24 protein-coding genes and 1 pseudogene are annotated in these 22110 nt (G+C 69.2%); 4 read left to right on the top strand and 21 right to left on the bottom strand.

Annotated elements, in window-relative coordinates:
- Window positions 1-9: 9 nt before the first annotated feature.
- The 5 genes from ACEN9N_RS21655 to ACEN9N_RS21675 all read right to left on the bottom strand — a co-directional run bounded on the left by ACEN9N_RS21655 (window position 10) and on the right by ACEN9N_RS21675 (window position 4418).
- Window positions 10-789 carry an esterase/lipase family protein gene (locus ACEN9N_RS21655; protein ID WP_007835991.1) on the bottom strand — a complete coding sequence of 260 codons (780 nt, stop codon included), beginning with the start codon at window positions 787-789 and terminating at the stop codon, window positions 10-12.
- An 89-nt stretch (window positions 790-878) separates the two neighbouring features.
- Window positions 879-1514 (bottom strand): TetR/AcrR family transcriptional regulator, encoded by a 636-nt coding sequence (locus ACEN9N_RS21660; RefSeq protein WP_007835992.1) that lies wholly within the window; start codon window positions 1512-1514, stop codon window positions 879-881.
- Window positions 1515-1536: 22 nt separating this feature from the next.
- Window positions 1537-1965 (bottom strand): phasin family protein, encoded by a 429-nt coding sequence (locus tag ACEN9N_RS21665; RefSeq protein ID WP_413313231.1) that lies wholly within the window; start codon window positions 1963-1965, stop codon window positions 1537-1539.
- Between the two features lie 52 nt (window positions 1966-2017).
- Window positions 2018-2572 carry a hypothetical protein gene (locus tag ACEN9N_RS21670; protein WP_495654495.1) on the bottom strand — a complete coding sequence of 185 codons (555 nt, stop codon included), beginning with the start codon at window positions 2570-2572 and terminating at the stop codon, window positions 2018-2020.
- A 163-nt stretch (window positions 2573-2735) separates the two neighbouring features.
- Window positions 2736-4418, bottom strand: a complete 1683-nt coding sequence (locus ACEN9N_RS21675) for a WS/DGAT/MGAT family O-acyltransferase (protein ID WP_495654496.1) — start codon at window positions 4416-4418, stop codon at window positions 2736-2738.
- 362 nt (window positions 4419-4780) lie between these two features.
- Between ACEN9N_RS21675 and ACEN9N_RS21680 the strand changes: the two genes are divergently transcribed.
- Both ACEN9N_RS21680 and rocF read left to right on the top strand, forming a co-directional pair.
- On the top strand, window positions 4781-6838 hold the full coding sequence (locus ACEN9N_RS21680) for a prolyl oligopeptidase family serine peptidase (RefSeq protein ID WP_495654497.1): 2058 nt from the start codon (window positions 4781-4783) through the stop codon (window positions 6836-6838).
- Between the two features lies 1 nt (window position 6839).
- Window positions 6840-7760, top strand: coding sequence for an arginase (rocF, locus tag ACEN9N_RS21685; protein WP_413313236.1), 921 nt, complete (start codon window positions 6840-6842; stop codon window positions 7758-7760).
- On the opposite strand, the gene ACEN9N_RS21690 is transcribed toward rocF, so the two are convergent.
- The 15 genes and pseudogenes from ACEN9N_RS21690 to ACEN9N_RS21760 form a co-directional block, all read right to left on the bottom strand.
- Window positions 7757-8299, bottom strand: coding sequence for a DUF805 domain-containing protein (locus tag ACEN9N_RS21690; RefSeq protein ID WP_495654498.1), 543 nt, complete (start codon window positions 8297-8299; stop codon window positions 7757-7759). The two genes, rocF and ACEN9N_RS21690, sit on opposite strands and share 4 nt — an antisense overlap.
- 44 nt (window positions 8300-8343) lie before the next feature.
- Entirely contained in the window at window positions 8344-9705 is a 1362-nt protein-coding gene (locus ACEN9N_RS21695; protein WP_495654499.1) for a DUF58 domain-containing protein, read from the bottom strand.
- A gap of 118 nt (window positions 9706-9823) precedes the next feature.
- The gene (locus ACEN9N_RS21700; RefSeq protein ID WP_007833282.1) at window positions 9824-10819 is read right to left on the bottom strand and encodes an AAA family ATPase; all 996 of its coding nucleotides are present in this window, start codon (window positions 10817-10819) and stop codon (window positions 9824-9826) included.
- 14 nt (window positions 10820-10833) lie between these two features.
- Window positions 10834-12072 carry a DUF4350 domain-containing protein gene (locus ACEN9N_RS21705; protein ID WP_495654500.1) on the bottom strand — a complete coding sequence of 413 codons (1239 nt, stop codon included), beginning with the start codon at window positions 12070-12072 and terminating at the stop codon, window positions 10834-10836.
- A complete protein-coding gene (locus ACEN9N_RS21710) occupies window positions 12069-12815 on the bottom strand; it encodes a DUF4129 domain-containing protein (protein WP_413313243.1) in 747 nt (248 codons plus the stop codon). The genes ACEN9N_RS21705 and ACEN9N_RS21710 overlap by 4 nt, the downstream gene beginning before the upstream one ends.
- Before the next feature lie 103 nt (window positions 12816-12918).
- Window positions 12919-13656, bottom strand: a complete 738-nt coding sequence (locus ACEN9N_RS21715) for a hypothetical protein (protein ID WP_495654501.1) — start codon at window positions 13654-13656, stop codon at window positions 12919-12921.
- On the bottom strand, window positions 13640-14638 hold the full coding sequence (locus ACEN9N_RS21720) for a stage II sporulation protein M (RefSeq protein WP_495654502.1): 999 nt from the start codon (window positions 14636-14638) through the stop codon (window positions 13640-13642). The genes ACEN9N_RS21715 and ACEN9N_RS21720 overlap by 17 nt, the downstream gene beginning before the upstream one ends.
- A complete protein-coding gene (locus tag ACEN9N_RS21725; RefSeq protein WP_413313248.1) occupies window positions 14635-15366 on the bottom strand; it encodes an RDD family protein in 732 nt (243 codons plus the stop codon). Before ACEN9N_RS21725 ends, ACEN9N_RS21720 begins: the two co-directional genes overlap by 4 nt.
- A 16-nt stretch (window positions 15367-15382) precedes the next feature.
- The gene (locus ACEN9N_RS21730) at window positions 15383-15901 is read right to left on the bottom strand and encodes an RDD family protein (protein ID WP_007833288.1); all 519 of its coding nucleotides are present in this window, start codon (window positions 15899-15901) and stop codon (window positions 15383-15385) included.
- 54 nt (window positions 15902-15955) lie between these two features.
- The gene (locus ACEN9N_RS21735; RefSeq protein WP_495654503.1) at window positions 15956-16387 is read right to left on the bottom strand and encodes a hypothetical protein; all 432 of its coding nucleotides are present in this window, start codon (window positions 16385-16387) and stop codon (window positions 15956-15958) included.
- A pseudogene (locus ACEN9N_RS21740) lies at window positions 16377-16961 on the bottom strand (FUSC family protein); the annotation flags it as partial. The gene ACEN9N_RS21735 and the pseudogene ACEN9N_RS21740, both read right to left, overlap by 11 nt.
- Window positions 16958-17428 carry a MarR family winged helix-turn-helix transcriptional regulator gene (locus ACEN9N_RS21745; protein WP_495654504.1) on the bottom strand — a complete coding sequence of 157 codons (471 nt, stop codon included), beginning with the start codon at window positions 17426-17428 and terminating at the stop codon, window positions 16958-16960. The gene ACEN9N_RS21745 and the pseudogene ACEN9N_RS21740, both read right to left, overlap by 4 nt.
- Before the next feature lie 43 nt (window positions 17429-17471).
- Window positions 17472-18146 (bottom strand): DUF2242 domain-containing protein, encoded by a 675-nt coding sequence (locus ACEN9N_RS21750; protein WP_495654505.1) that lies wholly within the window; start codon window positions 18144-18146, stop codon window positions 17472-17474.
- Window positions 18147-18228: 82 nt separating this feature from the next.
- On the bottom strand, window positions 18229-18882 hold the full coding sequence (locus ACEN9N_RS21755) for a nucleoside/nucleotide kinase family protein (RefSeq protein ID WP_495654506.1): 654 nt from the start codon (window positions 18880-18882) through the stop codon (window positions 18229-18231).
- A 33-nt stretch (window positions 18883-18915) separates the two neighbouring features.
- A complete protein-coding gene (locus tag ACEN9N_RS21760) occupies window positions 18916-20190 on the bottom strand; it encodes a Glu/Leu/Phe/Val family dehydrogenase (protein WP_007833298.1) in 1275 nt (424 codons plus the stop codon).
- A gap of 244 nt (window positions 20191-20434) precedes the next feature.
- Between ACEN9N_RS21760 and ACEN9N_RS21765 the strand changes: the two genes are divergently transcribed.
- Both ACEN9N_RS21765 and ACEN9N_RS21770 read left to right on the top strand, forming a co-directional pair.
- On the top strand, window positions 20435-20767 hold the full coding sequence (locus ACEN9N_RS21765) for a DUF4148 domain-containing protein (protein WP_413313256.1): 333 nt from the start codon (window positions 20435-20437) through the stop codon (window positions 20765-20767).
- Between the two features lie 147 nt (window positions 20768-20914).
- Entirely contained in the window at window positions 20915-21382 is a 468-nt protein-coding gene (locus ACEN9N_RS21770) for an Lrp/AsnC ligand binding domain-containing protein (protein ID WP_007833308.1), read from the top strand.
- A 12-nt stretch (window positions 21383-21394) separates the two neighbouring features.
- Here the strand turns inward: ACEN9N_RS21770 and ACEN9N_RS21775 are convergent, their stop codons facing one another.
- Window positions 21395-22099, bottom strand: a complete 705-nt coding sequence (locus tag ACEN9N_RS21775; RefSeq protein WP_007833309.1) for a YggS family pyridoxal phosphate-dependent enzyme — start codon at window positions 22097-22099, stop codon at window positions 21395-21397.
- Between the last annotated feature and the right edge of the window lie 11 nt (window positions 22100-22110).

Genomic DNA, 22110 nt, shown 5'->3' on the forward strand with positions numbered 1-22110 from the left:
CGCTGGGGCTCAGATATCGCGATCGGGATCCGGATAGACCAGCGGCCCCAGCAGCCCTCGGTTGAAGGGCTTCCACTCGCCCTCGGGCTGCGCCAGCCGGTCGGCCACCGCATAGAGCACCGCAGGGTGCGCGCCCAGTCCCAGGTGGCTGGCGACGACTTCGATGTTCTCGGACTGCGGCCCGGTCTTCTCGATGCTGCAGCGCCAGGCAACGACACCGTCGGTGCGGCTGAAGATCGAGGTGGTCGGCACCGGCGGCGTGGGCTGCACGAACTTCATGCGGCGCGGGTCATGCGAACTCTGGCCGCTCACGCCTTCGTACACGCGCCATGCGTTGGTGGCGCGCGGGCTGCCTGAGAAGGGGCTGCCCAGCGTGATGACGTTGCGGATCATGGGCGCATAGGAAGACGCCAGCAGCCGCGCATACACGCCGCCCAAACTCCAGCCGATCACGCTGACCTTCTGGCCGCTCTTGTCGTGCAGGGTCTTCAGCAGCTCGACCATGGCGTCTTCCACGCCTTCGCGCGGACCGAAATTGCGGCCCTGGCCCCAGCCGTGCGCGTCATAGCCGCGGCTGCACAGGTAGCGGCGCAGCAGCAGCGTGGAGCCGTCACCCGCCACCAGGCCCGGCAGCACGAGCACCGGGTGTCCATCGCCGCGCGGCGTGAGCTGCAGCAGCGGCCACATGGCGATGCCGGCGCCGGTTTCCCAGAGCGCGCGGGCTTCGGCCAGCAGCAGCAGGCGCGACGGTGGCGCGACAGGTTCCTTGGCGTAGGTGGCAGTGGTCATGATGAAGGATGGCTCCTTTGTGGTTTTTATCTGCTTCAAGACGAACATGAGGCCGACGGAATCAATGCCCCGTCGGACGACAGCGACATTTAACCGAGGTATTTGCGCCTCAGGTAATCAAGGTAAGCCCTCGATTCGCTGGAAACATACGGAGAAACCAGCGTGAGCGTGTAGAAAGCCGCCAAACCGGGGTCGGCCTGCGCCAGCGCGTCGCGCCCCGGCACGAGCCGCTCGAACGACAGCCAGCAGGTGGTGGTGAAGACCATCTGCAGCGCCAGGATGCGGGCCTGCTCGGCACTGGTCTCGATCACGCCGGAGGCCACCAGGCCTTCGCACAGCGTTTGCGCAGCCAGCAGGTTCTGCGCGGTGAGGGCCTGCGCGCGCTGGCCCAGCGCCGGGTATTCGCTGGCCAGGAAGGCCATGTCGCGGTAGATGAAGCGGTATTCGTCGATGGCCTCGAAGCGCAGGTGCAGCGCAAGCCAGAGGTCGTCGATGGCGGCGATCGATGCCGACGAACCGTTCAGGGCCTCGAGCCGCTGCTCGAAGCGCCGGAACAGCCATTCGACGATCAGCTGCTTGGCCTTGAAGTGGTAGTGCAGGTTGCCCGGGCTGATGCCGAGCTCGGCCGCGATCTTGTGGGTCGACACGGCCGCGAGGCCTTGCGCGTTGAACAGCGCGAGGCTGGCCTGCAGGATGCGGTCGCGTGTGGTGTTGGAACTGGCCACAACCGGCTTGTCGGGTTGTCGCTCAGCGTTTGGCGCGGCCACGGGGGGCGGCGGCGCCGGTGCCTTCGAGTTGCGCCACGCGTGCGCGCAGTTGCGCGACCTCGTCGCGCAGGGCCTGCACTTCTTCTGCGCCGGGCATGCCCAGGCGCTGCATGGCGGTGGCGACGCGCTGGTCGAAAACGTCCTCGAACTTGCGGATGCCGAAGCTGTCGAGCCCGGGGACCTTGCCCTGCCCGATGCCGAGCAGGCCCTCGATCACGTTGGCCTGGCGCTTGGCGACGTCGTTGCGCACGTTGTCCAGTGCCTTCAGGCCGGCGCGCAGCAAGACTTCAGCCTTGCCGGGCTCCGCGGACTTCTTGGTTGCCGCGGTCGCCTTCCTGGCAGCCGGCATCTTCTTCGCAGGCGCCGCCCTCTTCTTCAGCTTTGCAGTTTCGTCAGGACGGGTCGCCATGCAGTGCTCCAGATGCCGGAAAAAAGAAAAGGGCGCTTCACGCGCCCCGGGGTCAGGCCGCCTTGCGGGCAGCAGCGCGGCGAACCGGCTTCTTGGCGGCGGCGGCCTTGGCCTTCACCGTGCGAACGGGCCTGGCTTCTTCGGCGCCGCTCACGCGGGCTTCGATCTGCTTCGTGCCGGCGGCGATCTTGTCGGCGATCTGCACCGAGACGGCGGCGATCGGCTGGTTCAGCGCGCCCAGGGCATTGATCACCGAGGTGGCGACCGGCGACTCGACGCGGGCCACGCGGCCAGCAACGGCTTCGATGCCGCTGGTGGTGCCGGCTGCAACGCGGTCCATCACGGACACAATGCGGCTGGTGTCGATATCCAGGCGGTCGGCCAGGAAACCATTGATCCTTTCCTGCGCGCCGATCAGGTTGGCCTTGACCTGCTCGCTCACCAGCGGAATCTGGCGGCTGCCGAGGAACTCGCTGTAGCGCGAAGCGGCACCGCCCAGGAGCCGATGCACGCCGGTGCGGTAGGCGCCGACCAGGGTCTTGCCGGCGTCGTTGTACTGGCCGACGACATGAACGGCTGCGGAAGCGATGGTGGTTTGCGTGGACATGAGAGTGATTTCCTTGAAGTTGATGGGCTCGCGAAGGAAACGGGTGTGTCTGTCGCGATGGGCCTATCTTCTTCCGCGGAGCCTAGGCCTGAAAAACTAGAACGGTCGGAAAACTAGTCCAACTGCCCCAATTTTCAGCAGGCCGCAGGGCCCCGTGCGCCGATCATGCCGCAGCGGCCCGGGGGGTGCCGGAGCGTTTGGCCGGAGCGGCCTTGCGGGCCGGTGGCTTGGGCGCGACCTTGATGGGCGCCTTCTTCACGGCAGCCTTCACGGGAGCCTTCCTGGCCACGGCCTTGACCGGCGGCGCCTTCTTGCGCGCGGCAGGCTTCTTCTTCGCGGCAACGGGCGCGGGCGTGGGCGCGGCCTCGTCCGACGGGTCTTCGGCCATCTTCGCCGGCACCGGCGCGGGCGCCGCACCGGTGGCCGCCGGATGCTTCTGCGTCAGCTCCATCAGCAGCTTGTGCTCGGCCAGCATGTAGTCGCCGATCTCGGTGATGTCGGGTACCGCGCGGCGGCAGGCGATCAGGCCGTAGTCCATGCGGCCGTTGTAGCTCTGCACCGTCACGTTGAGCGCCGTGCCGTGGCTGGCGATCGACACCGGGTAGTAGCAGGTGACGAGCGCGCCCGCGAAGTACATCGGGAACGGCGCCCCGGCCACGTTCGAGATGGCCACGTTGGCCGCCGGCGGCAGCAGGTTGACGATGCCAGAGCGCCCCACCATCGAGGCAATGCCCGACATCAGCCAGGGCGCGGCGAAGGTCGGGAAATCGTCGAGGATCACCGCCTTGAAGCGGTTCATGGTCGACTTCGACGAGGTCGACGACGCGTTGATCGCCTTCAGCCGCTGCACCGGGTCGGTGATGTCGGTGGCCAGGCTCACGAGGATCATGCTGGCCTGGTTGTTGGCCGTCTGGTCGCCGGCCTCGCGCAGGCTGACCGGCACGCCGGCCACCAGCGGCTTGGCCGGCAGTTCGTTGTTGTCGGCCAGGTAGTGGCGCAGGGCGCCGGACACGGTGGCCATGACCACGTCGTTGAGCGACACGCCGAAGTGCTTGGCGATGTACTTGGTCTCGGCCAGCGAGATGGTGCGCCCGGCGAAGGTGCGCTGGTTGGTGATCGACACGTTGAGCGAGGTTCGCGGCGCGAAGAGGTTGAACTTCTTCGGCGCGGCGGCCGTGTCCTTCTCGGCCGCCTTCTCGTCGGGCTTGGCCAGCCCGCCGATGGCACGCGCGATGGCCGGCGCCATCTTGAAGAGCTTCACGTACTGCTGCGCGGTGTTGCGCAGCGCCGCGGTCGCAAGCTCCGCCATGCCCAGCTGGTAGCCGCTGCCGCGCGGGCGCGAACGCGGCGGCTTCACCACGCGGCCGGTGGCCTCGAGGTCGAAGATGGCCTTGCCCACTTCCACGCCGGCCTGCCCGTCGATGCCCGCGTGGTGCACCTTGGTGTAGAGCGCCACCTGCCCGCTCTTGAGGCCGTCGATGATGTAGAACTCCCACATCGGCCGGCTGCGGTCGATGAGCGAGGAATGCAGCCGCGCCACGTACTGCTGCAGCTGGCGGTTGGTGCCGGGCTTGGGCAGCGTGATGTGGCGCACGTGGTAGTCGAGGTCGATGTCGTCGTCCTCGACCCACACCGGGTTGCTCATGTCGAAGGGCATCAGCGCGAGCTTGCGCGTGAACACGTCGGCCAGGTGGATGCGGCTGGCCATGAAGCTCTTGGCGTCTTCGTAGAAGTCGCCCTTGTAGCCCTTGGGCAGGTCGAGCACGTTCAGGGAGCCCACGTGCATCGGCATTTCCGGCGTTTCCATGTGCAGGAAGGTGGCATCAAGACCGCTCAGGTGTTTCATGTGTTGTCTCTCCTTGGTGGGGCATGCGCCGCTAGGGTCTGTCATCAATCAAACGCCCTCGCGAACCCCTGCTGCGCGGTGCAGTGCAAGGCGCCCTGAACGCCGCGTAGCATCGCTACGCAAGTGAAGGGCAACGCCGCATGGCGGGGCCAGCGCGAGGGCGTTTGATTGATGACAGACCCTAAGCAGGATAGCGCGGGCACTGCATTCGTGGGCCCCGCGTTCTTCAGTGTTTCCACCGGGGGGAAGGCATCGGCGCGACAGGGGTTTGCCCGAAGTAGCGAAAAAGTGTCGGGCGCCTGGCGGGCATGCGGCAACTGCTCACAAGGCCCTCTTTCACACGGGCTCCGTACACTGAGGCCATGACATCCAGCCTCCCCCCGCAGCATCCGCAAGACGAGCAGCTCTGGCTCGAAGACATCGACGGCGAGAAGCAGCTCGCCTGGGCCCGCGAACAGAACGCGATCACCGTGCAGGCCTATGCGCAGTCGCCCGCGTTCGAGGCGCTCCAGCAGGGCATCCTCGAGGTGCTCGACTCGGACGACCGCATTCCGATGGTGCGCAAGATCGGTCCCTTCTTCTACAACTTCTGGCGCGACAAGGAGCACCCCAAGGGCCTGTGGCGCCGCACCACGCTGGACGAGTACCGCAAGCCGCAGCCCGCGTGGGAGAGCGTGCTCGACCTCGACGCGCTGGCCGCGGCCGACAAGGAGAACTGGGTCTGGCACGGCGCCGACTGCCTGGAGCCCGACTACAAGCGTTGCCTGGTCTCGCTGTCGCGCGGTGGCGCCGATGCCGACGTGGTGCGCGAGTTCGACCTCGAATCGAAGCAGTTCGTCGAAGGCGGCTTCTCGCTGCCCGAGGCCAAGAACCACGTGGGATGGAAAGGCATCGACCAGCTCTACGTGGCCACCGACTTCGGCCCCGGCTCGATGACCAGCTCCAGCTATCCGCGCATCGTGAAAGAGTGGCGGCGCGGCACGCCACTCGCGAGCGCGGCCACGGTGTACGAAGGCCTGCACGAGGACATGTCCATCAGCGCCTACCGCGACAACACGCCCGGCTTCGAGCGCGACTTCGTCTCGCGCCAGATCGACTTCTACGAGAGCGAGACCTGGCTGCGCGGCGCCGACGGCACCCTCGCCAAGATCGACGTGCCCGACGACTCGCTGGCCGAGATCACGCGCGAGTGGATGCTGATCGAGCCGCGCACCGACTGGACCGTGGGCGGCGCCACCTACAGGTCGGGCTCGCTGCTGGCTGCGAAGTTCGACGACTACATGGCCGGCCGGCGCGAGCTCACGGTGCTGTTCGAGCCCGACGACACCACCGCGCTCGACAGCCACTCGTGGACGCGCCATCACCTGATCGTCAACGTGATGCACGACGTGGTGAACCGCCTCGAGGTGCTCACGCCTCCCGCCGACGGAAGGGGGCCATGGAAGCGCGAGAGCCTGGGCGGCGCGCCCGAGCTCTCGACCATCGCCGCGGGCGGCATCGACGAGGACGAGAACGACGACTACTTCCTCACGGTGAGCGGTTTCCTGCAGCCGACCACGCTCTACATCGGCACCATCGGACAGGGCGAGCCCCAGGTGCTGAAGGACAGCCCCGCCTTCTTCGATGCCTCGCGCCATCGCGTGAGCCAGCATTTCGCGACCTCGAAGGACGGCACGCGCGTGCCCTACTTCGAGATCGCCGCGAAAGACCTGCAGGCCAACGGCCGCAACCCCACGCTGCAGTACGCCTACGGCGGCTTCGAGATTTCATTGCAGCCGAGCTACAGCGGCAGCATCGGCCGCGCGTGGCTCGACAAGGGCGGCGTGTACGTCATCGCCAACATCCGCGGTGGCGGCGAGTACGGCCCGCGCTGGCACCAGGCCGCGCTGCAGGAAAACCGGCTGCGCACCTGCGAAGACTTCGCGGCCGTGTCGCAAGACCTGTTCGCGCGCGGGATCACCTCGCCCGCGCACCTTGGCGCGATGGGCGGCAGCAACGGCGGCCTGCTGATGGGCAACATGCTCACGTTGTATCCACAGCTCTACGGCGCCATCGTGAGCGAGGTGGCGCTGCTCGACATGCGGCGCTACACGCACCTGTCGGCGGGCGCCTCGTGGATCGCGGAATACGGCGACCCCGACCAGCCCGAGGAATGGGAATGGATCAAGACCTTCTCGCCCTACGAGAACGCGAAGCCGGGCCAGGCCTATCCGCCCGCGCTGTTCACCACCTCCACGCGCGACGACCGCGTGGGCCCGGTGCATGCGCGCAAGATGCACGCAAAGCTGTCCGCGCTGGGGTACGCCAGCAGCTTCTACGAGAACATGGAAGGCGGCCACAGCGCGGCCGCGGACAACAAGGAGTCCGCCTTCATGGACGCGCTGGGCTATGCGTACCTGTGGCACCACCTGAGGAGTTGAAATGAGCAACGCCAACGTCACCCTCGAACTGATCGGCGCGCCGACCGACGTCGGCGCCAGCGTGCGCGGTGCCGGCATGGGCCCCGACGCCCTGCGCGTGGCGGGCCTGCCGGAAGCGCTGGCGCGGCAGGGCTACGTCGTCGTCGACCGCGGCAACCTCGCGGGCCCCGCCACGCCGTGGGCGCCGCCGGCCAACGGGCTGCGCCATCTCGACGAGGTGATCGCCTGGAACCGCTCGGTGTACGCGGCCGTCGACACCGCGCTGGGCGCCAGCCATGTGCCGCTGATGATGGGCGGCGACCACTGCCTGGCCATCGGCTCCATCAGCGCGGTGGCATGGCATGCGCGCAAGCGCGGCAAGAAGCTGCGCGTGCTGTGGCTCGACGCGCACTCCGACGTCAACACCGAGACCACGAGCCCCAGCGGCAACCTGCACGGCATGCCGGTGTCGTGCCTGCTGGGCCACGGGCCCGCGGTGCTCACGGGCTGGAGCGGCGAGCGCGCGGCGCTGCACCACGACGCCATCCGCTTCATCGGCATCCGCAGCGTCGACAGCGACGAGAAGGAGGCCATCCGCACGCTGGGCCTGAGCGTGTTCGACATGCGCCACATCGACGAGCACGGCATGCGCACGACCATGACCGAGGCGCTGCAGGACGTGGACGACGACACGCATCTGCACGTGAGCTTCGACCTCGACTGCCTCGACCCGGCCGACGCGCCCGGCGTGGGCACCGGCGTGCGAGGCGGGCCAACCTACCGCGAGATGCAGTTGTGCATGGAAATGATCGCCGACACCGGACGGCTGGGCTCGCTCGACGTGGTGGAGCTGAACCCCGCGCTCGACGTGCGCAACCAGACGGCCGAGGTGGCGGTCGAACTCATCGAGAGCCTGTTCGGCAAGTCGACGCTGGTGCGTTAGGGCTTGGCGGCCTGCGCGGCCTTGGCCTTGACCGTGTACTGCTGGTAGGCCGGCAGCGCGATGGCCGCGAGGATGCCGATCGCCGCGATGACGGGAAGAAGCAAGGCGCCGATGATGACGCCGACGCCGTTCGGCGGTGGCGGCGCGCCGAAGCGATTGACGCCCTTCGTACCGGGGTTGAACACCCAGACCAGGCTCACGAGCGGAATGAGGCACAGCAGCACGGTCCAACCGGTCCATCCCATGTCGTGGCTGCGCTGGATCGAAAGCAGCGTGAAGAACACGAAATAGGGAATGACGATCAGCAGCGGCAACAGCGACGCGAGGGTCGAACTCAATGAGCTCGCGAAGATCGCAACGATCACGCCGACCACGATCGCGAACAGCAAGTAGCCCACGAGGCTGTAAGACAGATAGCGCAGCCGCCCGATCCGCCCCTTGGAGGACAACAGCTTCACGGGCTGCACTCGGGCTTCGCCGCCATACACATCGGCCACTTCCGCCCTCGGCGCGGCATAGGGATTCACCATCTCTGTCATGCGCTTCTCCTCTGTTGTTGAACGAACATTGTGAACAAGGGTGCCTACAAAAGGCCAGCCCTTTTGACTGCGTGATAGCGATTCACCAACGCCACCGCAAGGTCGGCCGGTTCCACGTCGACCGACAGCGGATCGTTGCCGACCACGCGCGCAAAGGCGTCGCGGCGCGACTGCTCGAACAGGTGCGCCGCGGCCACGTCGACCGCGTCGCGCGCATGCACCAGCGGCTGATTGGCGATGCGCCCGAGCACCCGCTCGCGCAGGCTCGCGACCAGCACGAGATGCTTGCGGCGCAGCAGCTTGATGGCGGGGCGCAGTTCGGCGGAATCTTCGTCGCGGAAATTGGTCAGCACGATGACCAGCGCGCGCCTTCTCTGCACGCGCAGCAGTTCCTGCGCGGCCAGCAGGTAGTCCGAATGGGTGGCGCCGGGCTGGATGTCGTGCAGCCGGTTCATCAGCGCGTTGAGGGTGGCGGTGCCCTTGCGCGGGGCGAAGTCGCGCCGCTCCTCGGCAAGGCAGCCGAAGGTCATGGCGCCGACCTCGTCGCCCTCCTTCAGCGCCACGTAGCTCAGCAGCATCAGCGCATTGAGCGCCTCGTCGAAATGGCTGCCGGCCTGCTGCGCCAGCGCGCCTTCGTCGGCACGCATGCGGCGGCCGCAGTCGAGCAGGAACAGCACGCACTGGTCGCGATCGTCCTGGAACTCGCGCACGATCGGGCGGCGCTGGCGCTGCGTGGCCTTCCAGTCGATGTGGCGCAGCGAATCGCCGGTCTTGTAGTCGGCGAGCTGGCGGAAGTCGGTGCCGAGCCCGCGCTGCGCGTAGGTCTTGATGCCGATCTGCGCCAGCCGCCGGTCGCCCGACAGCCAGGCGTAGCGCGCCAGTGCGGCGAAGTTGGGGTACACGCGCAGCCGGCGCGGCTCGCCCAGCGTCTGGCGCATGTCGAAGCAGCCGAAGCGCGTGCGCCAGCGCAGCTGGGTGGCGCCGAACTGCGCAACGCCGCGCTGCGTCGCGGTGGCGGTGTAGCGCAGTGCGACGTGCGAGAGCGCCGGCACGGCGACCGTCTGCGGCAGGCCCTCGAAGGCGAAGTGCGCGTCGAGCTCGTCGAACACCGACACCTGCCAGGCCCGCGCGCCTTCGTTCACCAGCGTGAGCGTGAGCACCGTGGGCACGCCGAGCGAGAACGCGCCGGGCAGCTTGCGCTCGATGCGCAGCGGCGCGGCGCGCCAAAGGCGCAGGCTGTGCCAGAGGTCGACGCCCGCAAGCACGAGCCCCGCCGCCAGCAGCGCGCCCGCCACGGCGGCGACGTATCCCACCGGCGCGCCCAGCAGCAATGCCACCGAGGCGGCCACGGCCAAGCCGGCCAGCGCCAGCACGGCCGCGCGCGCGGGGATTGGCAGCAGGCGCATCAACGGAGCACCGCCCCTTCGGGAAACACCGCGGAACCGGCTTCGCCGGGCCGCAGGTGTTGCCCCCGGCAGGGGGTTGGCGAAGCGACACGAAGTGCGCGAAGCCTGGGGGGGAGTGTCATAACCTCGGGGCTTCCACGCTGTCGCGCGCGGCGCGCAGCAGGGTGTCGACGCCCAGGCCTTCGAGCTGCGCGTCGGGCGAGATCATCACGCGGTGCCGCAGCGCCGGCAGCGCCTGGCGCGCCACGTCATCGGGGGTGATGAAGTCGCGCCCGGCCATCAGCGCGGCGGCGCGGGCGGCGCGCACCAGGGCCATGGCGCCGCGCGGCCCGGCGCCGGAGGAAAGGCCCGGCCAGTCGCGCGTGGCGCGTGCGATGCGCACCGCGTAGTCGATCACGCGCTCGTCGGCCTGCACCAGGCAGGCCAGCCGCTGCAGTTCGAGCACCTGCGCCTCGTCGAGGCAGGGGCGCACGGCCTCGAGCGGAAACTGGTTGCCTGCGCGGTGCCGCGTGGTCAGCTGCACGATGGCGTTCTCTTCGCCGTGGCTCGGAAATCCGATGTCGATCTTCAGCAGGAAACGGTCGAGCTGCGCCTCGGGCAGCGGGTAGGTGCCCTCGGTGTCGATCGGGTTCTGCGTGGCCATCACCATGAAGGGCTTCGGCAGCGGCATGGCCGTGCCTTCGAGCGTGACCTGGTACTCCTGCATGACTTCGAGCAGCGCGCTCTGCGTCTTGGCGGGCGCGCGGTTGATTTCGTCGGCCAGCAGGAGGTTGGTGAACACCGGCCCCTGGTGCACGCGCAGCGTGCCGAGGCTGCTTTCGCCGCGCGTGGCGAGGTCGAGCACCGCGTGGCCCGTGATGTCGGAGGGCATCAGGTCGGGGGTGAACTGCACCCGCGCATAGCGCAGCGTCATCGCCTGTGCGAGGGCCCGCGCGAGCAGGGTCTTGCCGAGCCCCGGCACGCCTTCGATCAGCACGTGGCCCGAGGCGACCAGCGCCACCAGCGTCTGGTCGACCGCCTCGATCTGGCCGACCACGGCCTGGCCGACCTCGGCGCGCAGCGTCTGCAGCCACTGGGCCGCGCGCGTGAGTTCTTCGGGTTGGATGGCTTGCATGGACGTCTCTCGGTTCAGGATGTGGAGGAAGAATCGGATGAAGGCATGAACGGCCCGTGGGCATCGAGCCGGCGGCGCGCGGTTTCCAGCACCTCCAGGTCGACCGACATGGCGCCGGCATGGCGCGCTCGCGCGGCCATCGCCCGCACGAGCATCGCGGGCTCCAGGCCGGTGGCCTGGGCGATGGCCGCGGCGCGTGCCGACGCATCGCGGCGCGCGTAGCCGCGCAGCTGGCGGCCGGCGGACTCGTGCAGCGCGCGCAGTTGCGCCGCATGCAGCGCGTCGGCGCCATGCATGTGCAGGAAGCCGGCGGTGCCGCGCACCTGCTCGGCCATGGAGCGCCGGTGCGTGCCAACCGAGGGCATCAGCGGCCCGAAGCGCACGGCCGCGCGCCAGAGCGCGGCGGCCAGCGCGAGCATGCCCACGATCAGTGCCGCCCAGCCCTTGTGCCAGAGCCAGCGCAGGAAGGGTTCGCGCGTTTCCTCGGCGACGAACCAGACTTCGGCGCCGCTGCGCGCCTGCACCGCGGCGGCGGTGAGCAGCGCGTTGTCGGCGCGTGTCAGGCCCTCGTTGTGCCACAGGCCCAGGGGCATCACGGTGACGGTCCCGCGTCCGGCCTGAACGCGGATCGCCTCGGTGCCGCGCTTGCCCGCCACCGCCCACAGCGGCGGCTGCTGCTTGTCGGCGGGCCGGTAGCGCGCCGCGGACGCCCAGGTGCAGATCCGGAAGCCGCGGCCGCCGGCGAAGCTCGCGGGCACGGTCTCGGGTTCGGTCACCGCACGGCAATCCGCGTCCCTGGCGGGTTCGGCGAATGGCGACCTGGGCAGTCTCGTCCTCGGTACGGGTGGCTCTTTCTCTTTCTTCTCGTCCGCCGCTGCCGGCTTTTCCTTGACCAGCGGAATCCAGCTTTCCAGCAGGTCGCTGTCGACCAGATGGCTGGGCATCACGAGGTGCCCGCCCTGCTCCACCCACTCGCGCAGGCGCCGCTCGCGCTCGGGGAACATGTCCCAGTGGCCGGAGGCGAGCACCAGCCGTGCCTGTGTGGGGGGCATGGCGTCCAGGTCGTCGCGCTTGACCACCTGCATGCCGAGTTCGCGCAGCATCGCCTGCGCCGCATAGAAGGAATTCGTCCTGGCCTCGCCGCTCGCGGGTGTCGGCACCTCGGTGTCGGCCCATTCGGTGGCCCAGACCAGCCAGAAGCCGATCAGTGCCAGCACGAGCACCGAGCCGATGCGGACCAGCCAGGCGCTCATGCGGCCACGCCTTTCGGACTGCCGGCCGGCGCGGTCGCGGGCAGGCGCAGGTCGAACTCGCTGCAGACCGCCAGCACCTGTGCGGTGGAAGGCAGCCGCCCGCCGTACGCCCCCAGTTGCCAGGCCCCGACCAGCCGCACGAAGAAAGCCTGCGAGTCAGGCGCCAGCCGGGTCGCGGAGAGCTGCATGCATTCGCCCTCGGTGCTCGCGGCCCGCACCGGCACTTCGTGCGCATGCACGAGGCGCGACAGCGCACCGCGGTACAGCAGCGACAGCGCGGGCCTGTGCTGGCCGCGCTGCCATAGCGCGGCGGCGGCATTGCCGATGTCGTCGGGCAGGCTTTCGGGCCGGATGTCGAGGCTGCCGACATGGCTGGGCAGCAGCGCCTTGCCGGGCCGCGCGCCGCCGGCACGCACCTGCATCCATCGGTGAAGGCGAATCGCCAGCCAGGCCAGCGCCAGCGCGCCCAGCCCCCACACGAGCCAGCGCGCCCCTTCGGCCGCCGCCTTCACGAAATCGCGCAGCCAGTCGAGGCTATCGGACTTCTTCTCGGCTTCGTCTTCCTCGTCGTCCCGTTCCTTGAAGCGGAGCTTCTTCTCGGTTTTGGTGCCGGGCATGTTCGGATCGGCGCGCACCTTGTCGACCGCAGCCTTCACCTGCTCGCGCGTCGGCGATGCCTCAGTTGCGGCCACGGCTGCCGGCAGCGCCCCTGCGCCCCACAACACGAGCAATGCGACGATCAACCCTCTTCCAGGGCTACCGCGGAACCGGCTTTGCCGGGCCGCTGGCATCGCCCCCTGAAAGGGGGAAGGCGCAGCGACACGAAGTGCGCGAAGCCTGGGGGTGTCACAGGAACCCACGGCGGAACTCCTGTTCGATGTCCCAGGCCTCGAGTTCCACCCGGCGGTTGAGGTACATCGCGAAACCCGCCGCCACGTAGAACGGCTCCAGCACGCCGACGACCAGCGCATAGGCCCCCGCGGTCAGCAGGCTCTGCAGCGAACTGTCCGATTGCGTGAGCCAGCCGAACAGGTCCCTCACGCTGCCTTCCGGCGCAAACCAGAACAGCAGCGACAGCAGGCAGATGTCGAGCGACATTTCCACGTTCGCGAGCACCAGCTGCATTCCCGTGGCCGCGCCGCGCCGCCCGCGCAGCAACTGCGTGCGCCGCTTGCGCCGGGCGCTGCCGCGCTGGCCTTCGAGCTGCTCGATCGACTGGGTGAACGAGCGCCAGGGCGAGAAGCGCCGCCACACCAGCGTGCGCAGCAGCTGCCCGCCCCACACGGCGCGGCGGTTGTGCCACAGGTCGGCCCAGCGCGTCTCCTGCCCGAACACCGCGCGCGAATGAACGAACAGCAGGCTGCGGTCGAACCAGGGCTTGAGCCAGAAGATCAGCAGGCTGGGCAGCCAGCCGGCGATCTCGAACGTGCACAAGGCCAGCAGCACAGTCACCACATACACCGGCAGGAAGGTGCGCCACACCGAACGCGCATGGTTGCGCACCAGCTGGACGCCCAGGTCGGCGGCCTCGGCCATGGGGCGCGGCCGCAGTGCAATGGCGAGGCCGTCAACCTGCATGTTCATCGGCCTTTGCGACAGCAGCAGCAGCGGCGCGCGGCCGGCCTTGCCAGCCCAGGTATGCCAGCACCAGTGCCCAACAGGCGCCGCCCACGCCGTACTTCACGGCCGGCGCGATCCAGCGCGCCGACGACCAGAAAGCCTCGACCGCGGCAGCGATCAGCAGCAGCCCGATGACGCCGTAGACGATCACCACGGCATGGCGCGCGGCCAGCCGCAGGGCCTCGAGCCGCGTGTGTCTTCCGGGCGCGACCCACGAATAGCCGAGCCGCAGGCCGGCCGCGCCGGCCAGCACGATCGCCGTGAGCTCGAAGGCCGAGTGCGTGACCACGAAGGAGCAGAAGTTCCCGGCATGCCCCGAGGCGATCAGGTAGCCGCCGACCGCTCCGATCTGGACGCCGTTGAACACCACCACCGCGGCGCTGCCCACGCCGGCGAAGATGCCGGCCGCGAAGCAGCGAAAGCCGATGCCGATGTTGTGCATCACGTAGAAGCCGAACATCTGCCAGTCGTCGCTTGCATTGCGCGTGCGGCCCAGCGACTCGGCGCTATCGCCGTACATGGAATCGAACTGCCGAACGGCGCTGGCGTCGAGCAGGTGCAGGATGAAGCCGGGGTCGCGATAGGCCGCCCAGCCGGCGGCCAACAGGGGCAGCACGAACATCAGCGCCGACACCAGCAGGTAGCCGCGGTGCGCCCGCACCGCCTCGGGAAAGTCGACCAGCGCCAGCCGGGCGAAGCGTGCCAGGCCGTAGTCGTGCTGCCGGTAGATCAACCGGTGCGCGCTCTGCGTCAAGCCCTCGAGCCGCTGCGTGAGGTGGATCGGGTAGGCGCGCGCCTGCGCCAGCGCCAGGTGCTCGCACACGCGGCGGTACAGCGTGGCGAGCCGCGCGCCGTCGAATTTGCGTCGGGTCTCCGCGACGCGGACGACGGCTTCGAGTTCGGCCCACAGCGGCGCATAGGCGGCTTCGAAATCGATCGGCGTCATGGCCCTCTTCCTTCTGCTGCTCCTCGCGCATCGGCGCCGGCGCGGCGGCCCAGCACCCACTGCGCCACGCCGAGCAGGCGCTGCGACGCGGAAGCGCCGGAAGTGTCGGGGCCCAGCACCGGTTCGGCGACGCGTGCGAGTTCGTCGAAGCGCTCCGGGGTCAGGCGCGTCGCGCGCCCGGCCCACGACACGATGGCCACCTGCTCGCGCGCCGTCAACGGCCGCGCGGGCGCCTGCGGTTCGGCTGCGGGCACGCTGCCATGCAGGCTCACCTGGTCGCTGAACACCACCAGCGTGCCGGCCGCAAGATCGCCCAGCCGCTTGCTGTCGCGCCGCCACAGCATCGACACGATGCCCGCGCCATAGAAGGACGGCACGAAGTCGGCCGCGCGCAGCAGGTTGCGGGTCAGCGCGGCGGCGGGCGTCACCGGCAGGCCCGAGTCCATCACCACGCGCAGCCCCATCGCGCGCTTGCCGGGCGTGGCCGCGGCGCGCGTGAGCTCGAAGACCACCGGGTAGAGCCACTCGAGGCAGAAGTAGCTGATCAGCAGGATGCCGACACCCATCTTGCCCAGCATGCCGGCGGTGATCGAGATCGCGACGAAGATGCCGAGCCGGATCGCGAAGTCGATGAGGTACGCCAGCCCGCGCGCGACCAGGCCGGCCGGGCGCAGCGAGAGCGCAATGCCTTCCGGGGTCTCGGCGGTGTAGAGCGTGTCGAGGCGCACTGGCGTGGCGCTCAGCTCAGGCCTGCAGCACGACGGTGTCGGCGATCTGGTCGTGCAGGCAGCGGCGCGATGCACGGAAGATGAAGAGGCAGTCGACGAGCATGTAGATCGGCCCGAGCAGCGGCCAGATGCTCATCACGAACATCGGGCTGTCGCGCAGGCCGAGGATGCGGCCGATCGGCGCCTGCGTTCCGTCGGGCCGGGCAATGCGGATCCTGAACAGCGCCTTGCCGATGGTCTGGCCGCGTGTGACCAGCAGGTAGCCGTGCAGCACGAGGTAGAGAACGATGCCGGCGGCCGCATCGGCGGGCCGGGGCACCCAGAGGCCGAGGCCGTCGTCTTCCCAGAGATTGATCGGCGTGAACTTCGCGAGGAGCCAGATCGCGGCGATGGAGATGCCGCCATCGAGCATCGCGGCCAGGAAGCGCCTGCCGCGCGATGCAAGTTCTCCGGGCTGCGCCCGGCCCGGTTGCAGCACGTCCTCCACATGGGATTGCGGCGGCGCGTAGCGCGCATCCTGCGACTGGTCTTCCATGCCCGTCCCTCTCCGAAACGATTGATTTTCGGAAGATTCTAGGGCTTGGGTCCGTCAGGCGGATGACGGCGAGCGGGCTCCGAGCACGTGCTGCAGGCGGCGCAAGTCGTCGAAGAGCAGGCTCAGCGGCACGGCCAGGAGCGCATTCGACGGCACGCTGCGCGACGCCTGCGCACAGCGGCCGAGCCCGTCGAGGTCGGGCGGGGTGCTCCTTCCCGCGAGCGCATCGGCCATGCCGGCGATGGCGGTGCCGGCAGCCTGTGCGGCTTCTCGCCACGTGGCGTCGGCCGCCGTGTCCCGCGCTTGCCGGAACACGCGATCGAGCACCACGGCGTCCTGGAAGATGCGCGCCGCCAGCCGGGCCTTGTCGCGGTAGGGGCCGCGCGCGGTGATGCCACCGCGCCTCCAGGTCCGCGCCGTCGGCCAGCACGGCCAGCCGGCCCAGCGCGACGCGCGTGCCTGAGTGGATGCGCTCCGCCTCGGCATCGGCGGGCTGCCGCGCGGCCACCATGCGCTTCGCGATGCCGTGCAGCAGCGCGGCGCAGCTCTCGTCGAAACGCGCACCCGCGTGGTATTCGGACACGACCGTGGAGACCGCCAACGCCACCCCCACCCCGATGCCGATCTGCGCCATGCGCAGCAGCGCCACCTGCAACGCCGATTGGCCGGGGATGCCGCCGGCCGACAGGATGATCAACGCAGCCACCGGCGCGCTGCGCAGGCCCGGCGCGGCCGCGCTGGCAAAGGACAGCAGCATGACGACGGCCAGCGTGCTCGCGAGCGCCGGTGTGCCGTGGTGCTGCATCCAGACGCCGGCCAGGCCGCACAGCGCGCCGGCGGCCGTGCCGCGCACCCGGTTCCATCCGGCGTCGAGCGTCGAACCGGCGCTCGGGCGCATGACGATCAGCACGCTCATCACCGCCCAGAAACTTTCGGGCAGATGCAGGACGACCGCCACGCCCCAGGCGATGGCCACTGCCGCCGCCAGCTGTACGCCCGGACGCCAGCGGCCGTGGCGCCAGGGGTCCGTCAGGCGTTGGAGAGCCGGGGCGCCGATCATGACTCGGCTGCCGCTGAACCGCTGTCCAGCGCGGCTGCGATGCCATCGATGAGCCCGCAAGCCTGCAGCAGCAAGGCACGCTGGCCGACATCCAGCGTGGCGCCGATCGCCTCGGCCAGCGCCGCCTCGCGCCTGCGCATGAGCGCCTTGAGACGGCGCACGCCCTCGGCCGTGAGCGACAGCAGCCATTGGCGCCCGTCGCTCGGGTGGGGTGCGCGGCCGATCCAGCCTTCGGCCTCCAGTTCGGCCAGCAGCCGGGTCAGCGATTGGAGCTTGACGCGTTCGAGCCCCGCCAGCGCGGTGGGTGTGCACGGCCCGTGCCGATGCAGCTGGCCGAGCACGCTGAGCTTGGCCACGCTCGGGCCATCGGGCCCGGCGCCGCCGCTGCGCAGCTGGCGCGACAGCAGCGACACCGAGGCGCGCAGGCGCGAGGCGCATTGCGCCGGATCCGGGATGGGGGAAGCCATGTCCGGATTGTAAGACGCATCTTTGTACTTTGGCGTCCGGGCGTCAGCCCCGGTTGGGTGACGAGTTCACGGGATACGTGACGGCGGGCGCCGCGGCAGGCGGTGAAGCGACCGGCGTTTCCGCGGGTGCCGCGGCTTCGCCCTCTCCTTCCGGGCCGTCGAGGAAACGGTCGAGCAGCGCGAAGAAGCGGTCGTAGAAGCGCTCGTCGGTCAGCGTCTCGCTCGCGACCTTCACCATCGCGTCGTCGCTGCTCGAGAACGGCAGCGAGAGCGAGCCGATCGCGCCCACGCCGAGGCTGGCGGAGTTGTTCACCTTCTTGATGCCGTAGCGGTCCTGCAGCGCGGTCGCGAAGGCCACGGTGCTCTTGCTGGCCTTGCCGCCCCTCGTGTTCTCGCGCGCGCAGACCACGCGGAACTCGACCTCCACGTGCACCTCGGCCGCAGGCTGGAAGCTCTTGCGCCCGGTCACGAGGTCGGTGTTGGCGGCCGTGATCATGTAGCCCTGGCTCAGCAGCGCGCGGCGCGCGGCCTCGCAGGTCTGGGCCTCGGTGGCCTCGTAGTCGCGGGTGTGGGTGGTGGTCGAGCCGAAGGCCTCGGGCTCGTACGACACGCGGTGCGAGGCGCTGCCGCAGCCGGCGAGCACGAAGGCGGACAGCAGGCCCAGCACGAGGACCGGGGCGCGGGCAAGAGAGAAGCAGGTGGGGTGCGTGGACGGCATGGAGCGGCGAATGCTAACCGGCGGCTCGCCGGCATGGCTTCGAGCGCGCCGCCGCGCTTGCGTTCCCTGTCGCGCGGGATTTTCAGGACCAGGGCAGCACGTGGTGCGCGCGCATCCGCGTCGCCGCGATCAGGCGCGCGTTGGGTGCGTCGGTGCTCGCCACCCAGGCGCGCGCTTCCTCGGCGCTGCGGCCGAACTGCTGGTGGCGCCGCACCAGGCGCTCTTCGCGCACCGCGTCGTCGATGTCCACGTACCAGACCTCGTCGAGCATCGCCGCCGCGCCGGCCCAGGGGCCGTCGTCGTGCAGCAGGTAGTTGCCTTCGGTGATGACCAGCTGCGTCGACGGCAGCACGGCAATGGCGCCGGCGATCGGCTCCTCGATCTCGCGGCGGAACTCGGGCGCGTAGACGATGCCGCCGTCGGGCCGCTGCTCGCGCAGGCGCTGCAGCAGCGCAACATAACCGGCGCTGTCGAAGGTGTCGGGGGCGCCCTTGCGGGCAGTGCGGCCGAGCCGCTGCAGCTCGACGTTGGCCAGGTGGAAGCCGTCCATGGGAACGACCTGGGCGCGGTCGGCGCCCACCGAGCGGAGCAGCGCTGCAGCTAGCGTGGACTTGCCTGCGCCCGGCGCGCCGACGAGGCCCAACAGCTTGCGCCGCCCGCTGGCCATGAGAGCCTGCAGACGGGCCAGGCCATCCGCGGGAATGGAAGGGAGGTTCTGCGCGGGCATGGTGGTCATGCCCCGAGCGTACTGCCTCTTCCTGTCAAAAAATCATGGGTACAGACCGCGTTCCTGGCGTGCCATGAGGATTCGTTCGCAGGCCACCGCATAGGTGGCCGTGCGCAGCGTGATCTTGTGCTTGTCCGCCGTGTCCCAGATGTGGTTGAGCGCGTTCATCATGATGCGGTCGAGGCGCACGTTGATCTCGTCCTCGTCCCAGAAGAAGGACGAGAAGTCCTGCACCCATTCGAAGTAGCTCACCGTCACGCCGCCGGCGTTGCAGATCACGTCGGGCACCACCAGCACGCCGCGCTCGGCGAGGATGTCGTCGGCGATCGGCACCGTGGGGCCGTTGGCGCCTTCGAGCACCAGCTTGGCGGTGGTCTTCTGTGCGCGTTCGGCCGTGAGCTGGCCTTCGAGCGCGGCCGGGATCAGGATGTCGCAGGGCGTTTCCCAGAAGTCCTCGTTCGGCACGATGTCGCCGCCGGCCTTGAAGCCGACCACGCCGTCGGTGCGCGAGATGGGCACCAGCTTGGCCAGGTCGAGGCCGTTGCTGTTGACGATGGTGCCGGTGTGGTCCTGCACCGCAACGATCTTGGCGCCGGCTTCGGCGAAGAGTTCCGCCGCGACCGAGCCCACGTTGCCGAAGCCCTGCACCGCGATGCGCGCGCCGCGCAGGTCCATGCCCAGTCGGCGAGCGGCTTCACGGCCGGTGACGAACACGCCGCGGCCGGTGGCCTTCACGCGGCCCAGCGAACCGCCCAGGTGCAGCGGCTTGCCGGTGACGACGCCGGTGGCGGTGCCGCCGACGTTCATCGAGTAGGTGTCCATCATCCACGCCATGATCTGCGCGTTGGTGTTCACGTCGGGCGCGGGGATGTCGGTGTGCGGGCCGATGATGATGCCGATCTCGCTGGTGTAGCGGCGCGTGACCTTCTCCAGCTCCTGCAGCGAGAGCTTCTTCGGGTCGACGCGGATGCCGCCCTTGGCGCCGCCGTACGGCAGGTTGACGGCCGCGGTCTTGATGGTCATCCAGGCCGACAGCGCCATCACCTCTTCCAGCGTGACGTCGGGGTGGAAGCGCACGCCGCCCTTGCCCGGGCCGCGGCTCATGTTGTGCTGAACGCGGTAGCCCTCGAAGTGGGCAATGGTGCCGTCGTCCATCTCGATCGGCACGTCGACGATCAGCGCGCGCTTGGGGCGCTTGAGTGTCTCGACCCAGCGGGCCAGCGGGCCGAGGTACGGCACGACGCGGTCGACCTGCGAAAGATACGTGCCCCACGGGCTGTTGGCGGTCGGGCTGACGAAGGAGAGTTTTTCGCTCATGGGATATCCCTTGGTTTGTTCGGGTGGGCGCAACGATAGACCTCTACCGCGCGTCGCGCCATGGCTTATGCGCGCCGCGCTGACGGTTATGCAAGAGACGTTGGGACCACGCATTGCGCCGAAGTAATCGCGGCGTGCGGCACCTGACGGCCTGCCTCCCTAGATTCGACCGGCATGCCGGCCCAGGCCTGGCATGGCTGGCGCCATGTCGGCGACGGCGAACAACCAAGGGACATCCATCACCATGCTGCACCGCACACTTCTCTTTCCCCTTCTCGCCGTGGCCGTTTCGGCCGCCGCGCTGGCGCCCCTGGCCGCTTCGGCCGCGAGCGAATACCACTTCGCGCCGACCGAGGCCGGCGTGACGCGCCACCCCGACCATGCCAGGCTGGATCCGTCGCGCGATCGCGTCGTCGCCGAACTGGAGACGGCGCGCAACCAGCCCGCATGGAGCGCCGTGAGCCAGGGCGCACCCTGGCCCGTGGCGCGCACCGGCCAGCCCGCCACGCGCGAAGCCGTGGAGGCCGAGGCCATCAAGGCCATGCGGGAGGGAACGATTCCGTCCGGCGAGCGATAGGCACCGCGGCTCATCGACCCCGCAGATGCGGCGCGTTGGGTAGGCAAGGGTAGGCCGCCGGCAACTCCCTGGTTCTATTTCCTATGGCCAGCGCCCATAGGCCGCATCTTCTGCAAGAAATTGACATTCGAGCCGGATAATCCTCCGATGCTCGACCTGGACCGCATCGATCTCCGGCTGCTGAAGATCCTTCAGGAGGATGGCCGCATCACCAACCTCAAGTTGGCCGAGGCGGTGGCGCTCTCGCCCACCGCGGTGCTGGCGCGGGTGCAGCGGCTCACGCGCGACGGCTTCATCCTGGGCTACGAGGCGCGGCTCGATCCGCACAAGCTGGGCCGCGGCTTCACCGTCTTCGTCGAGGTGCTGCTGGACCGCACCACGCCCAACGTGTTCGACCAGTTCAAGGCGGCCGTGCAGGTGCGCGACGAGATCATGGAATGCCACATGGTCGCAGGCGGCTTCGACTACCTGCTCAAGACCCGCATGGCCGACATGGCCGCCTATCGTGAGTTCGCGGGCACCGTGCTCTGGCAATTGCCCGGCGTGCGCGAGACGCGGACCTACGCGGTGATGGAAGAAGTGAAAAGCAGCGCGCGCCTGCCGCTGGGGATCTGAAACACGGGCCGGTCAGGCCGGCTTGCCGTACGAGCGGCCGCCGAAAATGGCCGTGCCGACGCGCACCATCGTGCTGCCGGCGCTGATCGCAGCTTCAAGATCGGCGCTCATGCCGAGCGACAGCGTGTCTAGCGCGATGCCCGCGTCGCGGATCGACTGGTACACCGCATGCGCGCGCAGGCACAACGCGCGCTGCGCTTCGAAATCGGCCGCCGGCTCGGGGATCGCCATGAGCCCGCGCAGCCGCAGATGTGGCAAGACCGCCACAGCGCGCGCCAGCGCGAGCGCCTCTTCGGGCGGCACGCCGGACTTGTTCGCGCCGCCGTCCACATTAACCTGAAGGCATACATCGAGCGGCGGCAGGTGCGCCGGCCGCTGGGCAGAAAGTCGCTCGGCGATCTTCAGCCGGTCGATGCTGTGGACCCAGTCGAAGTGCTCGGCCACGGGCCGCGTCTTGTTGCTTTGCAGGGGGCCGATGCAGTGCCACTCGAGGGAAGCGCGCAGGTCGGCGAGGGCTTCGATCTTGTCCAGGCCTTCCTGCACGTAGTTCTCGCCGAAGGCCGACTGGCCCGCCGCATGCGCCTCGCGCACGGCCTGCGGCCCGAAGGTCTTGGACACCGCCAGCAGCCTCACCTCGGCGGGCGCGCGGCCGGCCGTTACACATGCCTTTGCGATCCGGTTGTTTACTTGCTGGAGGTCGTCGCCAATCATCGTCATAATCGTCCAAA

This window comes from Variovorax sp. Varisp46 (assembly GCF_059491885.1).

Excerpts from the sequence above, each read along its gene's own strand:
- ACEN9N_RS21715 (WP_495654501.1), bottom strand. The coding sequence starts at position 13,656 with ATGAACATGCAGGTTGACGGCCTCGCCATTGCACTGCGGCCGCGCCCC.
- ACEN9N_RS21750 (WP_495654505.1), bottom strand. The coding sequence starts at position 18,146 with ATGCCGTCCACGCACCCCACCTGCTTCTCTCTTGCCCGCGCCCCGGTC.
- ACEN9N_RS21680 (WP_495654497.1), top strand. The coding sequence starts at position 4,781 with ATGACATCCAGCCTCCCCCCGCAGCATCCGCAAGACGAGCAGCTCTGG.
- rocF (WP_413313236.1), top strand. The coding sequence starts at position 6,840 with ATGAGCAACGCCAACGTCACCCTCGAACTGATCGGCGCGCCGACCGAC.
- ACEN9N_RS21730 (WP_007833288.1), bottom strand. The coding sequence starts at position 15,901 with ATGGAAGACCAGTCGCAGGATGCGCGCTACGCGCCGCCGCAATCCCAT.
- ACEN9N_RS21735 (WP_495654503.1), bottom strand. The coding sequence starts at position 16,387 with ATGCCGAGGCGGAGCGCATCCACTCAGGCACGCGCGTCGCGCTGGGCC.
- ACEN9N_RS21745 (WP_495654504.1), bottom strand. The coding sequence starts at position 17,428 with ATGGCTTCCCCCATCCCGGATCCGGCGCAATGCGCCTCGCGCCTGCGC.
- ACEN9N_RS21700 (WP_007833282.1), bottom strand. The coding sequence starts at position 10,819 with ATGCAAGCCATCCAACCCGAAGAACTCACGCGCGCGGCCCAGTGGCTG.
- ACEN9N_RS21705 (WP_495654500.1), bottom strand. The coding sequence starts at position 12,072 with ATGAGCGCCTGGCTGGTCCGCATCGGCTCGGTGCTCGTGCTGGCACTG.
- ACEN9N_RS21775 (WP_007833309.1), bottom strand. The coding sequence starts at position 22,099 with ATGACGATGATTGGCGACGACCTCCAGCAAGTAAACAACCGGATCGCA.
- ACEN9N_RS21765 (WP_413313256.1), top strand. The coding sequence starts at position 20,435 with ATGCTGCACCGCACACTTCTCTTTCCCCTTCTCGCCGTGGCCGTTTCG.
- ACEN9N_RS21665 (WP_413313231.1), bottom strand. The coding sequence starts at position 1,965 with ATGGCGACCCGTCCTGACGAAACTGCAAAGCTGAAGAAGAGGGCGGCG.
- ACEN9N_RS21675 (WP_495654496.1), bottom strand. The coding sequence starts at position 4,418 with ATGAAACACCTGAGCGGTCTTGATGCCACCTTCCTGCACATGGAAACG.
- ACEN9N_RS21695 (WP_495654499.1), bottom strand. The coding sequence starts at position 9,705 with ATGCGCCTGCTGCCAATCCCCGCGCGCGCGGCCGTGCTGGCGCTGGCC.
- ACEN9N_RS21770 (WP_007833308.1), top strand. The coding sequence starts at position 20,915 with ATGCTCGACCTGGACCGCATCGATCTCCGGCTGCTGAAGATCCTTCAG.
- ACEN9N_RS21690 (WP_495654498.1), bottom strand. The coding sequence starts at position 8,299 with ATGACAGAGATGGTGAATCCCTATGCCGCGCCGAGGGCGGAAGTGGCC.
- ACEN9N_RS21720 (WP_495654502.1), bottom strand. The coding sequence starts at position 14,638 with ATGACGCCGATCGATTTCGAAGCCGCCTATGCGCCGCTGTGGGCCGAA.
- ACEN9N_RS21760 (WP_007833298.1), bottom strand. The coding sequence starts at position 20,190 with ATGAGCGAAAAACTCTCCTTCGTCAGCCCGACCGCCAACAGCCCGTGG.
- ACEN9N_RS21755 (WP_495654506.1), bottom strand. The coding sequence starts at position 18,882 with ATGACCACCATGCCCGCGCAGAACCTCCCTTCCATTCCCGCGGATGGC.
- ACEN9N_RS21655 (WP_007835991.1), bottom strand. The coding sequence starts at position 789 with ATGACCACTGCCACCTACGCCAAGGAACCTGTCGCGCCACCGTCGCGC.
- ACEN9N_RS21670 (WP_495654495.1), bottom strand. The coding sequence starts at position 2,572 with ATGTCCACGCAAACCACCATCGCTTCCGCAGCCGTTCATGTCGTCGGC.